The 14629-nt window shown below is 68.9% G+C and carries 15 protein-coding genes; 4 read left to right on the top strand and 11 right to left on the bottom strand.

Features of this window, described 5'->3' with window-relative positions; translation table 11 throughout:
* Positions 1-55: 55 nt before the first annotated feature.
* Positions 56-1633, top strand: a complete 1578-nt coding sequence (locus K8625_RS00230; protein ID WP_153882689.1) for a hypothetical protein — start codon at positions 56-58, stop codon at positions 1631-1633.
* Here K8625_RS00230 and K8625_RS00225 read toward each other — a convergent pair whose 3' ends face one another.
* From K8625_RS00225 to K8625_RS00185, 9 genes are all read right to left on the bottom strand, one after another.
* A complete protein-coding gene (locus K8625_RS00225; protein WP_223781504.1) occupies positions 1634-2146 on the bottom strand; it encodes a hypothetical protein in 513 nt (170 codons plus the stop codon).
* Positions 2147-2243: 97 nt separating this feature from the next.
* On the bottom strand, positions 2244-2711 hold the full coding sequence (locus tag K8625_RS00220) for an NUDIX hydrolase (protein WP_223781503.1): 468 nt from the start codon (positions 2709-2711) through the stop codon (positions 2244-2246).
* A 93-nt stretch (positions 2712-2804) separates the two neighbouring features.
* Positions 2805-3275: an NUDIX hydrolase gene (locus tag K8625_RS00215; protein ID WP_223781502.1), complete on the bottom strand. Its 471-nt coding sequence runs from the start codon at positions 3273-3275 to the stop codon at positions 2805-2807.
* Entirely contained in the window at positions 3272-4447 is a 1176-nt protein-coding gene (locus K8625_RS00210; RefSeq protein ID WP_370641862.1) for a DUF2380 domain-containing protein, read from the bottom strand. The genes K8625_RS00215 and K8625_RS00210 overlap by 4 nt, the downstream gene beginning before the upstream one ends.
* A 352-nt stretch (positions 4448-4799) precedes the next feature.
* Positions 4800-6146, bottom strand: a complete 1347-nt coding sequence (locus K8625_RS00205) for a hypothetical protein (RefSeq protein ID WP_223781500.1) — start codon at positions 6144-6146, stop codon at positions 4800-4802.
* A gap of 121 nt (positions 6147-6267) precedes the next feature.
* On the bottom strand, positions 6268-6510 hold the full coding sequence (locus tag K8625_RS00200; protein ID WP_223781499.1) for a hypothetical protein: 243 nt from the start codon (positions 6508-6510) through the stop codon (positions 6268-6270).
* A gap of 502 nt (positions 6511-7012) precedes the next feature.
* Positions 7013-7915 (bottom strand): hypothetical protein, encoded by a 903-nt coding sequence (locus K8625_RS00195; RefSeq protein ID WP_223781498.1) that lies wholly within the window; start codon positions 7913-7915, stop codon positions 7013-7015.
* 44 nt (positions 7916-7959) lie between these two features.
* A complete protein-coding gene (locus K8625_RS00190; RefSeq protein WP_223781497.1) occupies positions 7960-8826 on the bottom strand; it encodes a DUF6345 domain-containing protein in 867 nt (288 codons plus the stop codon).
* A 166-nt stretch (positions 8827-8992) separates the two neighbouring features.
* Positions 8993-9673, bottom strand: a complete 681-nt coding sequence (locus K8625_RS00185; protein WP_223747237.1) for a MotA/TolQ/ExbB proton channel family protein — start codon at positions 9671-9673, stop codon at positions 8993-8995.
* A gap of 286 nt (positions 9674-9959) precedes the next feature.
* Between K8625_RS00185 and K8625_RS00180 the strand changes: the two genes are divergently transcribed.
* The 3 genes from K8625_RS00180 (at position 9960) to K8625_RS00170 (ending at position 12361) form a co-directional block, all read left to right on the top strand.
* Positions 9960-10526, top strand: a complete 567-nt coding sequence (locus K8625_RS00180; RefSeq protein WP_223781496.1) for a hypothetical protein — start codon at positions 9960-9962, stop codon at positions 10524-10526.
* A 42-nt stretch (positions 10527-10568) separates the two neighbouring features.
* Complete coding sequence (locus K8625_RS00175; protein ID WP_223781495.1) at positions 10569-11117, top strand: AAA family ATPase; 549 nt, start codon at positions 10569-10571, stop codon at positions 11115-11117.
* Between the two features lie 149 nt (positions 11118-11266).
* A complete protein-coding gene (locus K8625_RS00170; protein ID WP_223781494.1) occupies positions 11267-12361 on the top strand; it encodes a glycosyltransferase family 4 protein in 1095 nt (364 codons plus the stop codon).
* A gap of 6 nt (positions 12362-12367) precedes the next feature.
* Here K8625_RS00170 and K8625_RS00165 read toward each other — a convergent pair whose 3' ends face one another.
* Positions 12368-12967 carry a carboxypeptidase regulatory-like domain-containing protein gene (locus tag K8625_RS00165; protein ID WP_223747233.1) on the bottom strand — a complete coding sequence of 200 codons (600 nt, stop codon included), beginning with the start codon at positions 12965-12967 and terminating at the stop codon, positions 12368-12370.
* Positions 12967-14625, bottom strand: a complete 1659-nt coding sequence (locus K8625_RS00160; protein ID WP_223747232.1) for a caspase family protein — start codon at positions 14623-14625, stop codon at positions 12967-12969. The genes K8625_RS00165 and K8625_RS00160 overlap by 1 nt, the downstream gene beginning before the upstream one ends.
* Positions 14626-14629: the final 4 nt, after the last annotated feature.

Genomic DNA, 14629 nt, shown 5'->3' with positions numbered 1-14629 from the left:
CCCGAGCGTTCCAGCCCCGCCACTGAGTTCTCCGACGCGACAAGGGAGGCCATCGATGCACCGAGCCCTGGCTGGTCTGGTGTTGCTGCTCGCGGGTTGTGCGAGGAACGTCCGTCCCCCCGAGCAGGCCGAGGCCACCCAGCCCGCCCCGCCGCCCGTGGAGCCGGAGCAGCCGAAGTACGAGCACATCTTCCTGATGCCGCCGGAGCGGGCGCTCGCCGAGGCCGCGAAGCTCCTGAAGAACGAAGGTTGGGTGCTCCAGCCCATGGAGGACCCCCGGCTGTTGCTGACCGAGTGGCGCGCGGCGCAGATCGGCACGAAGTCCTGGGGCTACCAGAGCGACGGCGACCACACGCGCTACCTGGTGTCCAGCGAGTCCCTCTCCGAGCGCGAGTGCATCATCCGCATCTTCCGGATGAAGCGCGTCGCCTTCAGCAACGACGTCGAAATCAAGCCCGAGGCGAGCGGCGCCATCCACAACCGCTTCGTGGGCATGAAGCGCTTCGAGGACGAGTTCCGCGCCCGGGGCGCGCCGGTGGAGCTGGCGCAGCGCGAGCGGGACACCGCGGCGTGGGTGGAGCTGGACGGCGCCACGCAGGGGACGCGGGACTTGGAGCTGGAGCGGCAGCTCACCCTGATTCTGGAGTCGCGCCCCTCGCTGGAGACGCTCACCGGCTCGCTGAAGCTGTCGCGGGATGACTCGTTCGCGCGGGATCCGACCTTCTATCTGCGGCGATGGAAGGAGCCGGTGCAGGAGCCCTGTGAGCGCAAGGTCCCTGGGTTCCAGCCGCTGCTGAAGGCGGGGCTCACGGTGCTCATCGGTGAGCAGTTGGGCACGCGGGAGGTGCCGGCGAGCGTGGGAGATTTGATGTGCGAGGCCTCGCAGGCGGGCCATGCCGTCACGCTCGCGCTCACCGTGCCCGACAAGGAGCAGGCGCGTATCGATGCGTACCTGGCGAGCGCGGGCAAGCCGGCGGACCAGGACGCGCTGCTCGGGGGCCACTTCTGGCGCAAGGTACAGCAGGACGGCCGAGGCAGCCGCGCGATGATGGACTTGCTGGACCGGGCGCGGGCGCTGAAGGCGCAGGGACGCGCCATCTCCGTGGTGGCGATGGACACGGACATGAGCCAGGGGAAGGCGCGTGACGCGCACATGGCGGGCAAGGTGTTGAAGCCTCGCGCCGCGCGGCCCCAGGACGTGTTCCTGGTGCTGGCGGGCAATGCGCACACGCGGCTCGGGGACGCGGACTGGAACGATGACTTCGTGCCCCTGTCGCGGCACGTGGTGGAGAAGCACCCGGACGTGAAGGTGCTGGAGGTGGGCTACGCGCAGGGCCGCCGCTGGGGTTGTGACGTGGAGCTGAACGGGGACATCACGTGCAACGTGATGGGCATCACCCCAGGCCCGGTGGTGGAGATTCGTCCCCAGACGCCCGTGGGTATCCGGATGCTCCCCAAGGTGCACTCGGAGGGGTTCCATGGCTTCCTGGACGTGGGGGCGCTGACTGTGTCGCTGCCCGCCATCGCGCTGCGAGGACATGAGCCAGAGGCGCCGGCCGCCGAGCCCGCGAAGCCCCAGGCTCCCACGCCAGCGGCCAGTGGGGCGGCGACGACGCCCAGGTCCGCGCCGTAGCTACCGGAGTCGGGGAGCCAGTTCCGGCACGGGCGGCGCTTCCGGGTGCCAGCCATTCAGGGAGGAGCGCTCGCCGGGCTGGCGCTTCTCGACGCGCCACTCGATGCGCTCGGTTGGGGCGCGCACGTCCAACGAGAAGCAGACCACCCAGTGCGCCGCGTACTCGTCGAGCGGGAAGCGGCTCTGTACCAGCGAATCGCGAATCACCACGCCCCCGGACATCCCGGTGGACCAGCGCACCTCGATATCGACGGCGACCTTGGCCCGGTCCGAGTCGTCCTTCAGCAGCGTGAAGTGGGGATACACCTCGGGAGGTGCATCGACGACGCGCAGGCCATTGCGGTCGGCGATGTCGACGAGCAGCGGCTGGCAGTAGAGCTCGAGCAAGGACGCGAGCAGCCGTGAATCCAGCGTGGCCAGCTGCGACTGGATGACAGGCTCCAGCAAGGTGCGGACAGCGAAGTGGATGTCTTGACGTCGAACCGCCGCGGCGAACTCGGTTTGCAGGTTCACGAGCGTTCCCCCCACCTGATTCCCCGCAGCATTAATCGAACCCGTCCCCCGCCGCCAGTTCCCGCCGCTTCCGGCCACGAGGGGCTACCCACTTCGCTCAGGCTTCGTCGTCCGGTAGGAGCGCCCGGAGAAGTTCGTCTTCGGGTCCGAGCGGGCGCCAGCCGATAGGCGGGGGATTGGCGAGAAGCGCACTCCCTGCCCGGTCAACCCGCTCCCTGTGGGTTAGGGGGGTGTAGGCGAACCACGACCCGAGTCCCATCGCCACTTCGACACGGGATGCGTCGTCCAGCACGTCCGGCCAGCCATTCGGGAATCTCTCGGCCAACTCGCGCACGAGGACGTCACGAACCAAGCGCGTGACCTGATTGCGGTGCTCCGCCTCGTACATCAAGCCACTTAGGATCTGCACGGCAGCAACGTCGTTGCCCATTTCGTCGGCCAAGACGTACAGCGGAACGGCAGGGCGCGACTCAGCAAATGCGGTCAGTGAGTCGTAGCCTCGCTCGCGGACCCGTTCGTACAGGCGAGCCTTGATGTTGCCCTGCCAAGCTGCTCCGTCGCTCATCGCCTTCTCCTCTGCATGACGTCCAGATTGACTCGTGGCGGCGCTACAACGTGGTGCCCCGCCTCACCCACTGGCGGGGCCACCATCTCCGGCTCAGGCTTCGTCGTCGGGTAGGAGAATGCGGAGCAGCTCATCGTCGGGGCCCATCGGACGCCAACCGGGCGGCGGCGGGTTTGTGCGAAGCGCAGCTCTGGCGTGCTTCACGCGCGCCTCATGCGTCTCCGGGGTGTAGCAACTCCAGCGAGCGAGGGCTTGGGCAACATCGAATCGGTTTGTGTCATCCCGTACAGAGGGCCACCCAGTAGGAAGGCTCGCATGCAGTTCACGCACGAACTGCCCACGCACCAAACGAGTGACCTGATGGCTTCGCTCCGCTTCAGCCACGAGCCCGCTGAACACCTGCACTCCGGCAACATCGTCAGGCCCCAGTTCCTCGGCCAGTGCCGCGAGCGAAGCAGTCGGGCGTGCCTCGGCAAATGCGGTCAGCGAATCGTAGCCGCGCGCTCGGACGCGCTCATACAGACGGGCCTTCCAGTTCCCCTGCCACGAACGCCCGTCGGTCATCGGCTCGTCCCCTTCATGAACTTCATCGGGATGTCGTACTCCTTCAAGTATCCCGCGATGAGCCTCAAGATCTCGTTCCGCGTCAACCTCTGGCCGTTTTCTGCTTCAGCCTCCCGCAGCACCTTCATGATCATCCGGTTCCACTCCCCGGGCCATGTGCGTCCCAGCCTCCAGTTCCCCCCTCCGTGAATCGCCTCGTGATGGGCCTGCTCCAGGCGGACACAGAACTGGTCGATGTCCATGTCGCCCTTGAAGCCGCGCTGCTCGAACCACTCGCGGTGCTCCTTCGGCATGACATGGTGCCTTGGCACCTCGGACATGCCCGCCCCAGCTCTACCTGTCACCCGCATACCGCGCACCTCGGGACTGTCCCCCAGCGCTTCTCGCACGCCCTCGGGCAAGTCCTGGTGCGCCTGCGCCATCATCACCTGTCCACTGTGGATGCGGACCGCCGCGCTAACGACGGGAAGTGAGATGACGCCTGCCTGCACCAGTCTTCGCATCATCTCCACCCACTCAGCGGAGACAACGAGCTGGGAGCCCGCCATGACGCCGCCTGAACTCATGACGAGTCCCACGCCGAGCGTCGCAGGGGCGGAAGGTGGAAGCCTGGGCATCCCCAGCTTCAGCGTGGAAATCATGGCGAGCATCTCCAACACCTGCGCCGCCACCATGACCTTGCCTCCGGTCTCCATGGCGGCCCTGGCATCCGCGTGCATCCTGTTGAACTCGCGCGTCAGCTTCCCCATCAGCTCAGGCATCGCGAGTGCCGCCGCCTCCACTCGCTCGGGGTCGCGAGAGGCGAGGTCCGCGAGCGTGGGCTCCATCAAGCCCTGAACGCGGTGGAGGTCCACGAACAGCTTCTCGTCGCCGCACATCGGGCACTCGCGCAGCAGGACGTCGGAGAGCTGGAGGAAGTCCACCCAGGTGGCGAACAGCAGGGCACCGAACATCGCGGACTGGAGCCGTGGACCCGCCATGCGAAGGAGGGCCAACTCCAGCTCCGAGTCCCCCACCTCCGACGCGTCCCCCGCCAGCATCGTCGCGCTTCCGAGGGCGCCGCGAATCCACGCCACTTCATGGGTGCCCTGGTCGAGATAGCGCGTGAACGCTCCCCCACTGAGAGCCCTGCCACTGAACACGGGAGCGCTCTTCGCGAGTTTGGAGAACATGGCTTCGGACTCCTTCAGCGAGTCCTTCACCTCGTCGAGGGAGTCAAGGAAGGCTTGCCGCGCCGAGGCGGCTTGCGGGCCTCTGCCTCCGACAGCTCCAGATGCGGCGGCAGGTGCTGCCTTCGTTGCCTCACCTCGTGGCCCGACATGACGGAAGAGGCGCTGCCCAGCCCCTGAGCCCGCGAGGGAGTACGGAGGGGAGCCGGAGGCATGAGGGCCTTCGTCACTCAGCACGTCCACCCGCTCGGGAGAGGTCGTCCCGCGAGGCGTGTAGTTCAGCGTTCCACCACGCCCGGAAGCATGCGGCACCGACGCGCATCCCGTGGCCAGCACCATGACCAGGAGCAGGGCTTCAGCGCGCATTGTCCACCCCCAAGCCCATCGAGGCGAAGGCCCCCGGTCGCAACGTCCCGTCCGCCGTGGGGAACAACAGCGTGCCGCCTGTCCCCATCACGTAGAACTTCCCACCCAGGAACCTCCAGCGGACTTCCGCGGCCCCCAGGTAGCGCGCCCCGATCTTCCAAGCTCCAACCGCGAGCCCCTTCAACGCGACTTCCAAGGCGCGCTCGAAGAGCTGCACCGCAACGCGACCGTCCACGTCGACGCGCCCCCACGAGAAGGCTTCCGCGCCCACCGAGAGGCTCAGGTGCTTGTAGGGCCCTCCGTAACTGACTGCATCCCACTCCACGAGGGCTTCTCCGAATGCGGAGTAGCCGTCCGGGAAGTGCGCCTCCGCGAGCGGCACGCCGTCAGGGCCCGCCGCCTGGAAGCGCGCCAGTTCGTAGTCCGCGCCGAAGTAGCCTTGTCGGAAGCCGCCATGCTGGCGCCTCGCCTCCAGCCGAAGGCGCAGGTTGAACCTCTCGGAGAGGGAGTCCACCCCGCCTCCCATGACAGCGCCCCAAGCACCGCCCTCTCCCGGCTGCCCGCCCCACCCCGCGTTCACGTAGGCCTCCATGCCGGGCCGCACCACCATCACCGCCATGGCATCCAGGTGGGCCAGCGTCATCGAGGGCGCTGCTCCTCCCGCTCTCCCCCAGTCATGAGCGGAGGACAGGGCCAGCGTGTACCGGCCCCGCTGCTCGGGTTGCCCGAAGAGGATGTGCTCCAGGTCCAGGGAGAACTCCGCGCCCACCAGCCGCGCGCCGAGCACATCCGAGGCGAACGCTTCTGTGTAGAGCGGACCCAACGTGCCCGTGAAGATGCCCCCAGCCGGGTGGTAGTCGGGATTCGTGCGATTGGAGTAGCGGCGGACGAGATGGCCGGACAGGAGGCGGTATTCCTCCAGTGCGCCGAACCAGACGCCTACCGGTGCGTCGTCGGAACCCAACTTGAGGCCGCGAACGAGCTGCCCCCAGTCCGAGAGCGTGTCCCAGTCCTCGCGACGCACGAGGGTCCAGCCGTCGTTCCCGCCCCACAGGCGAAAGCGCACGGGCGCTCCCACGTTGACGCCGAACTCTGGACCACCGTCGAGGATGAACGTGGGCGCCACCTGCACGAAGCCCTCGTCATCCCCCGCGCCAGCGCGAGGCAGCAACGCGAACGACGTGGTTTCCACGCGCGTCAGGTAGTGCCACTTGCGCGCGGGTGGTGCGGCCGAAGCGTTGGAGGCTTCTTCCTCCGGGGCCGAAGGCTCCGAGGCCCCTCCTGTCGCCGGCAACAGCAGCAGCGCGGCGGCCAGACAGCTTCGACTCCTGTGCATACACGCCTCCTGTGCGTGCCCCGGGATGAGGCACGAAGAACACACGCCTCCCGGTCGGCTGGAGCGACTCGCGCCGCGCCGATGGTGGCTCCGTGGTGGTGAAGGGAACGGGGTGCCGCCGCTACGCGGTCAGCGGCTTCGTCAACGTGCGACGGCGCGGAGCTGCACCGGGCTCCGTTGCCACCGGGTTGACGATGCCGAGCGCGAAGCTCGCGTCGTCCATGCGCGCATGCACGCAGGCCAAGGCCGCCGCGACCTCCGCGCTCCCGTAGAGGATGAACGCCTCGGAGAAGTAGCGGTCACGCGCCTGGGCAACGGACAGCAGGGTGTTGAGCGGCAACCCTGCGACGCTCTCCATCGTCACACGCAGGCCCGTCTCCGACTCGAAGAGGCCATGGACGCGCGCGATGCTCGGGCGACATGGGACAGCGCTCCCGGCAGGCCGAGAGTCAGATGGATTGGACATGGGCAGGACGCTCCGAGTGCCAGCGCAACAGGGGTCGCGCAAAGGCAGACTCAAGGTACTACCAGTCCTTCCACATCTGAACGACGTGACAGGTCCAAAATGCTCGAATCACTATCGTCAAGGAGAACGCACACTGGAATAGTCCAGCCGTCTGGAAGCTGGGCCTCCGTGTAGCGCCCTACTGCAACTCAAAACCTGCAAGACCCGCAGGGAGCAGACCGGCCGGGCCACTCGCCACGGCGTGAGCACGAAGCGCTTCCACCAACTCGGCGTGAGCGAAGTGGCTCGCCCCCCTGAGGATGACGAGCCCTTTCAACTGGAGGCGGCGGGAATCGAAGCCGCCACCCTGCCACCCTCCCCCGTCCACCAGAGGCCTGGGCGAGCAGGTGACACACCGCGACTACGGGACCGCGTTCACATCCACGTCAATCACCCGAGGCTCCTCGGTGTGGGCGTCCGTGTTGACGGAGGGCAGCGAGGCGTTGACCTGCAGCGTCAGCGCCCAGGTGCCGTCGGTGAGCTGGCGCGGCACGTACTTCCAGCTGAGCCGCACGCGGCCCGTCGTCAGGCCCTCGGCCACGAGCGCCTCGGTCGCCTTGCGCTCGATCTCCGCCGTGCTCAGGCGGGTGCGCAGCAGGTGCCCCTCACGCGCCAGCGCCGGCCAGCGGATGAGCGCGCGCTGGAAGCCACCGTCCACGCCGTGCGTCACCACCGCGCGGTGCCCCTGCACGCGGATGCCATTGATGGCGCGCAGCACGAACGTCTTGTGACGGTGCAGCTCCGCGGGCGAGACCTCGCCCACCTCCTCGTTCTGAAGGAAGGACTGCACCTGGCGAATCTCGCCAATCTCCCCAGAAGGGATGCCCCAGCGCTGCAGTCGCGCCACGGAGTTGCGCTGCAACACCCCGGGCTCCTGCGGCGTCGCGGGGCCGCTCTCCACCTTGTTCAGCACCAGCACGCGGCCGGACGAGATGTCCCGCTCGAACCGCCAGGACGGCGACTCCAGGTCGCGGCGCGTGCCCAGCTCCTCCGCGACGGTGAAGGACTCGGAGGTACCGATGAGCCCGCGCTGGACCATCGCCTCGTTGAAGGCCGAGGCCGGCAGCAACTGCGTGGGAAGCGCGCCCGAGGGCAGCGCGGCGATGCCGCTGGAGTCGAAGGCGAAGCTGACAGTGGTCGCCGCCTGGGCCACCTGCGCGGGCGCCGTGTCCTGGCCCTCCTCCGCCAGGGGCGCCGCGGTGTCGCAGCCGAGCAGCGCGGTGAGAGGCAATGCGGTCAGGAATCGGATGAGTTGGGTCTTCATGGTTTCGAGGTCCGAAAAGAATGGATGGGTGGAGAGAGGAAGGCTCAGGGCAGCTTGCGACCGTTGTCCGGGTTGCAGCCGCTCACGTAGAAGTAGGAGGAGCCCGTCTTGCTGCCGGTGTTCTTGCGGTCCCTCCACCCACCCGCCTCGTACATGCTCTTGCGCTTCGCCTTCGAGTCTCCGAAGACGATGGAGACCGGGCAGTCGTCGTAGATGACGCCCCAGTCGTAGGCCTCATCAATCCAGTTCTCACCGACGCCGTCGTTGCGGGAGTCCTCCAGGTAGTCCTCGAGGTAGTCCTTCACGAAGCCGCCGCACGACGAGTCGCCGTGGAAGGCATTCCAGACGCTGAAGCCGCTGGTGGCCGTCACCAGTTGCTGGCGGTAGCCACCCCGCTCCCAGACCTCGATGTTGCCGGACCGGCAGGCCTTGATGACGGCGATGTCCAGCTTGCCGTTGCCCAGCCGCATGTGGCTGTCCGTGAGCGCCGAGCAGGAGGGGCTGTTGCTGCCCATCACGAGCGAGCTGCGGGGCGTGGACACCTCGTGGCCGCCGTGCGTGTGGATGAAGATGACGTCCGCGTCGTCCACGCCCGCGTTGAGGGCGGCGTCGTTGGACTCGCCCACCGCGCCCTTGGCCGGGTCCGTCCAGAGGTCCCGCGTCACGTTCATGTTGGAGAGCGTGCGCACGTCGGACCAGAGGCCGGAGTTGCGCAGCGACGTGAAGTAGCTGGCGAACGCCGACGCCGTCTGGGTGTGCACCGAGTGCGACGAGCCCGAGCACTGCCCGGAGCCGCCGAAGTTGGCGATGCCGTAGGCATGCGTCTCGTTCGCCAGCGCCGCCGCCGGCACGAGCAGGGCGCCCGCGAGCGCGCCTGCCAGCCACTGCTTCTTTTGAGTCCGAATCTTCATGGTCCAGGTCCCCCTCGAAGGAGGGCGTGCCCGCATGGCACGCCGGAGACGGGAAGGAGCGCGTCGCGCTTCTGCTTCCCGGCCTCGGCACCTGAACGAGCCTGGGTCCGGATATTCCCGGCCGTATTTTCCAGGAGGATTCGGAAGGCCGCGCGCGGCGCCCGGCTCAGCCCGCCGCGACGCGGGAGCGCTTGAGGACCCGGGCCACGACGTCGAGGAACTCGTTGCTCGCCTCGGCGAGGTCCACGGCGCGCGCGTCCACCCAGCCCTGCAGGGAGTTGTAGCCCATGACCGCGGGGATGGCGACGAGCAGGCCGAAGGCCGTCGTCACCAGCGCCTCGGAGATGCCGGTGGAGATGTTCCCGATGCCGCCCGCGCCCGCCTCGCCCATCTGCTGGAACGCGGTGACGATGCCCATCGTCGTCCCGAGCAACCCCACGAAGGGCGCGGTGGAGGCCACCGTCGCCAATTGTCCCAGGCCGCGCTTCATGCCCTGCACCTCGCGCTGCGCCTGTCGCTCCAGGTTCCGGGCGACCGACTCCATGACCTCGTTGCGGTCGTCATCGGAGGCGGTGCGATAGGCCGTCAGGCCGGCGCGGATGGTGCGGCCGAGGTAGCCCACGTCGGGCCCCAGCTTGACGTGGGCGGCGGTGTCGAAGTCCCCGTTGGCGAGCAGCGTGGCCAGCTCCGAGGCGAACCTGCGCGAGTTGCGGCGCGCGGTCCGGAAGACGAGCGCGCGCTCGACGAGGATGAGCAATGACAACACGGACATCACGCCCATCACGATGACGATGAGCTTCGCGAAGGGGCCCATGTGGCCCCACAAGCCAATGAGGGTGAAGTTCATGGTGATTCGAAACGCGCCTCCTCGCGCGTTGGCCCCGCGACGGAGCCACTGGGGGAACGACGACTCGAGCACTCGCGAAGCAAGGTATGCGGCGCGGACGGAGGCAGGGCGTTTGCCTTTCCATGAGTCAGTCATGATTGCGTCATGGGCGGCGACGGACTCCCCGCAAGACATTGCGCCCGCATCCCAGGACAGACGTGGACCCGGGTACAGTTCCGCGACGCCCCGCATCCGGGTCACCGTACGCGCCATCGCCGCCACGTCGGCGGCGGAAGTCGGAGGAGCCATGTCCGGACCTGCTCGTGAATCTTCCTGGAACCGATGGGGCGCGCTCGCGCGGCTGCTGGGACTGCTGGTGGCGGCGCTCCCCGCCCATCAAGCCTTCGCGCAAGCGGCGGTGGTGAGCTGTCCCTCGGGGACCAACTCGGTGACCTTCAACCCCGGGCTCACGAACGAGCCCCAGGACGTCCTCATCACCGGAGAGACGACCTACAGCCTGTGCGCCACCGTGCTCGGCCCCCGTGTGACCACCGCGACCTGGTCCGTGGGGCCGGTCCTGTTCCCCGGCAACTCGTGCGACAACTTCCTCTCCACCTACCGCAGCACCCTCACGTTGCAGTGGGACACCGGAGAGACCTCCACCGTCCTCTTCACCACCGTGAAGGTCTCGCTGCAGAGCACCACCTTCGCCTTCGTCCAGACGGGCACGGTGACCGCCGGCAAGTTCGCCGGCAACCGCGCCGTCCAGACCATCACCTACCTCAACGAGGACCTGGAGAACGGCTGCAATTCGCCGTCCGGCCTGACGCGCCTGGACGGCCCCGCCACGCTGACCATCGCGCCGTTGTTGTGAGCCGGAGCACCTCGCCCGGGGCCCTGGGGTACGCTGGGCAACATGAGCGCACCGCGCGTCATCCTCGTCTCCGGTCCTTCGGGTGTCGGAAAGTCCACCGTGGCACGGAGGCTGACGGAGCAGTCACCCGAGGCCCGCTCGGTCCACCTGCCGTCGGATGACTTCTATGCCTACGTGCGCCAGGGCTACCTCGAACCCTGGCGCACCGAGGCCCATGACCAGAACACCACGGTGATGAACGCGCTGGTCGCGAGCGCCACGGCCTATGCCGCGGGCGGGTACGAGGTGGTGGTCGATGGGGTCATCGGCCCCTGGTTCTTCGCGCCCTGGCTGGCCGCCGCGCGCACACACCCACTCGACCTGCGGCTGGTCATCCTCCTGCCGGACGAGGCCCGGACGGTGGCACGTGCCCGGGCGCGCACCACGTCGGACGCACTGACGGACGCCGCCGTGCTGCGTGGCATCTGGCGCGGCTTCCGAGACGTCTCCCTCCCGGAGGGTCATGTGCTCGACACGAGCGAGCAGGATGCCGCCGCCACGGTGGCCGCCGTGCGCCTGGCGATAACTGAAGGACGGTTCAGGTTGGTGTGACGATGTCGGCACATCCACCATGCATCTTCTCGCACGTTGAGAACCGCGCCGTGGAGGCTCATGGGCCTTAACAAGGCCCACGGAGTGAAGTTAGGTGGGTGCCGTGCGCGGCATGTCGCCGCCAGCTGCGACGGACGGACGTGCAAGCGATGTCGGCGCCTCCACGCATTGCCTTCGCCATCGAGACGACGCTCGGCAACGCCGTCTTCCTGCAGAACCTCAAGAGCGCCATGGCCGCGCGCACCGACATCACGCCGGTGTGGCTGCCCATCGACGAGCACGCGGACGACCTCTGGGAGGGCCTGCCCCTGGTGCGCTCGCGCCTGTCGCTTCGCGGGGGACTGAGGACACGCTCGGCGTTGAATCAGGCGCTCGCGCAGGCCCCGGTGCAGGCCGCCGTGGTCCACACGCAGCGCATGGCGCACCTGGCGCACGACTTCATGGGGCGCGTGCCCAGCGTGGTCTCCACGGACGCCACGCCGAGCGGCCTGGAGGACTATCTGCGGTACTACGGCCTGCGCTCGCAGCACGCCGGCTGGGTGGGCAAGGCGAAGAACGCGCTGCACCGCCGCACCTACTCCATCGCGAAGGGCATGCTGTCCTTCTCGGAGTTCACCAAGCGCTCGCTGGTGGAGGAGTACGGCGTCCCGCGCACCCGCGTGCACGTGGTCTGGCCGAGCGTGGACACGCGGCTGTGGCGTCCGGCGCCCGAGCGCAAGGCACGGGACGGCGTGGTGCGGCTGCTCTTCGTCGGAGGGGACCTGGGCCGCAAGGGCGGACACCTGCTCCTGCGCTGGGCCCGGGAGACGCGACTGAGGAACTGGCGGCTGGACCTGGTGACATCCGACACCTTCGAGGCGCCGCCCGGCGTCCGCGTCCACACCGGCGTCCGGCCCAACTCGCCCGAGCTGATTGGACTGGCGCAGGCGGCGGACCTGTTCGTGCTGCCGACGATGGCGGACATGTCCTCGTGGGCCATCGCGGAGGCGAAGGCCGCGGGCCTCGCGGTGGTGGCCACACCCGTGGGCGGCGTGGGCGAGCTGGTGCGGGACGGCGTGGACGGGCGGCTCGTCACCGCGGGCGACTACCCGGCGCTCGCGCGGGCCCTCGACTCCCTGGTGTCGAGCCCCGACACCTTGCGCACCATGGGACACGAGGCCCGCCGCATGGCCGAGGAGCGGATGGACCTGCATGCGACGTGCGACCAGATGCTCGCCTTCATCCGGGGCGTCACCGGCGTCTGAAGTCCGCTAGTCGTCGTCCTCCTCGTCATCGTCGTCGGCCTTCTCCAGGACGACGTCGTGCAGGCGCTCCTCGCCCTCGCGGACGCAGACCTGCTCCTCCTTCTTCGCGTGCTCCTTCGCGTCGACCTCCAGCTCGTAGCACCCCTCGGGCAGGGGCCCCACGCGCAGCTCGCCCGTCGACGGGTCCACCGGCAGGTCATCGAAGGGCGTGCCATCCACCTCCACCTCCCCCTCCTCGGGCACGTTGCCGTCAGGCCCCCGCAGCCGCACGGTGATGAAGGCGCCCGGCGGCGCGTCGATGTCTCCCACGTCGATGATGCGAGCCCCCTGCGGCACCACCCGCACCCGGGCCGCGTGCGTGCGCGACGCCAGCACGAACAGCTCCACCGTCCTGGCGGGCACGCCCTCCAGCTCGAAGCGGCCGTCCGAGGACACACCGGTCATCAGCTCGGACTCGCCGAACACGCTCACCCACGCCACGTCGGCATCGGCGCCGAGGATGCGCCCGCGCACGGTGCCCTCCCCCAGCTGTCCATTGTTGAAGCCGCCGCAGGCCCCCAGGAGGACGAGCATCGACAGGAGCCACGGCTGTCCAGGCGCACGCATCAGAAGCGATACCCTCCGCTCAGCCACAAGCCACCGAAGCCCACCGCGCGAGTGCGTCCGTCCACGGGCACATAGGCCCAGAGCAGCTGCCCCTTGGCCTCCAGCACCCACCGCGCCCCCAGCTTCCATGACACTCCCGCCATCCAGCCAGGCCATACCGTGAAGTAGCGCTCATCCTGTTTCAACAGGTCCAACTGGAAGGAGCGCTCCATCCACAGAGCGGCCACACGAGGCCCCGTGGACACGCCCAGCCGCCCCCACTCCCACGACGGCCCCACCGTCAGCCCCAACATCACCGCCCGGTGTCGCACCGGCACCGCCCCACCCAGCTCCAACTGGAGCGCCTGACGCCCCTGCCCCACGGCCAGGTCCACGCCCACATCCAACCGCTCCTCGAGCAGCAGCCCATGCCACCGCAGGCCCGCGCCCGCCATCAACGTGCGCGGGAGGACCTCGCGCCGGCTGCGGGCATCCAGGAAGCCCAGCACGCCCATGTCGAGCGAGACGGTGCGCCGAGGCCCCTCCGCCTGCTCGCGCAGCATCGAGTCCAGCGCCCGACGCTCCCCGGGACGCAGCACCACCGTGTCCTCCCACAACACCGCGCCGCCCTTGTGCAGCCCCAGCCGGCGGTTTCCCTCCGGGAGCGCCACACCGCCGGGCAGCTCCCCCGCGTCCACGCCATCCACCTTGAGCGTGAAGCCCTCCAGGCGAGGACTGTAGGAGAACACCTCCGGCTGGCCGGGCTGGGACAGGGAGCCGGAGAGCAACACCGGGTCCGCGCCCACTTCCGTCATCCGCACGCTCGGGCGCTGGCGCCCCTGCGTATACGTCCACGTGTGGCGGCGCGCCCAGTCGTGCGCCTCGGTGGCGCTCACCGCGCCGTCGCGGTTGCGGTCCGCGCGCCCGTCGAGCGCCTGGACGAAGAAGTGGGTGTAGATGTCATTGCCGAGCGCGTCGTCCTCGCGCGCCGCCTCGCCCCAATCACTGGCGGAGAGGACGAGCGACGCGCGGCTGTCCTCCTCCAACGGGCGAGGGAGGAACGCGGCCTTGGTGCGCTCCAGCTCCGAGCGCACCGACTCCGGCAGCAGCGACTTGCCCGTGCCGCTGTGGCACGTGGCCAGCACCAGCACCCGGCGCAGCGAGCCCAGCCGCTCCAGCGCCTGCTCCAGCACCACCATCTCCAGCCCCGTGCCCTGCACGTCCCGGAAGCGCGTGTCGCGCATCACCAGGTAGCGCTGGAGCTCGCCCCGCGTGTCGCGCGCGAGCGTGCCGTGGCCGGAGACGTAGACGACCACCACGTCCCTCGGATTCCACGCGCGCGCCTGGAGCGTCCGCAGCGCATCCAGCACTCCCGCGCGCGTCGTCTGCTCCGGACGGTTGAGCACCGTCACCGAGGCGAAACCTCCACGCCTCGGGTCCGCCAGCACGCGCCCCAGGTCCTCCGCGTCCTTGCCCGGATAGCGCAGGTCGTTCCAGGAGTCGTCGTCGTACTGGTCGATGCCGATGAGCAGCGCGTGGCGCTCCCCCTCGTGCGCCGAGGCGAGGCGCGCCGGGTCCAGGCGCACCTTCACCGCCTTCCCCTTGTCCCGCGCGCCACCGCAGGCCGAGAGCGCCACGAGCACGAGACAGAAGACGAACTGGAGCCGGAAGCGAATCAAGGGC

Source organism: Myxococcus sp. AS-1-15, assembly GCF_020037055.1.
GTDB classification, from domain to species: Bacteria; Myxococcota; Myxococcia; order Myxococcales; family Myxococcaceae; genus Myxococcus; species Myxococcus fulvus.
The sequence above is the reverse complement of the archived record's forward strand: the minus strand, read 5'-3'. Positions and strand labels throughout refer to the sequence as shown.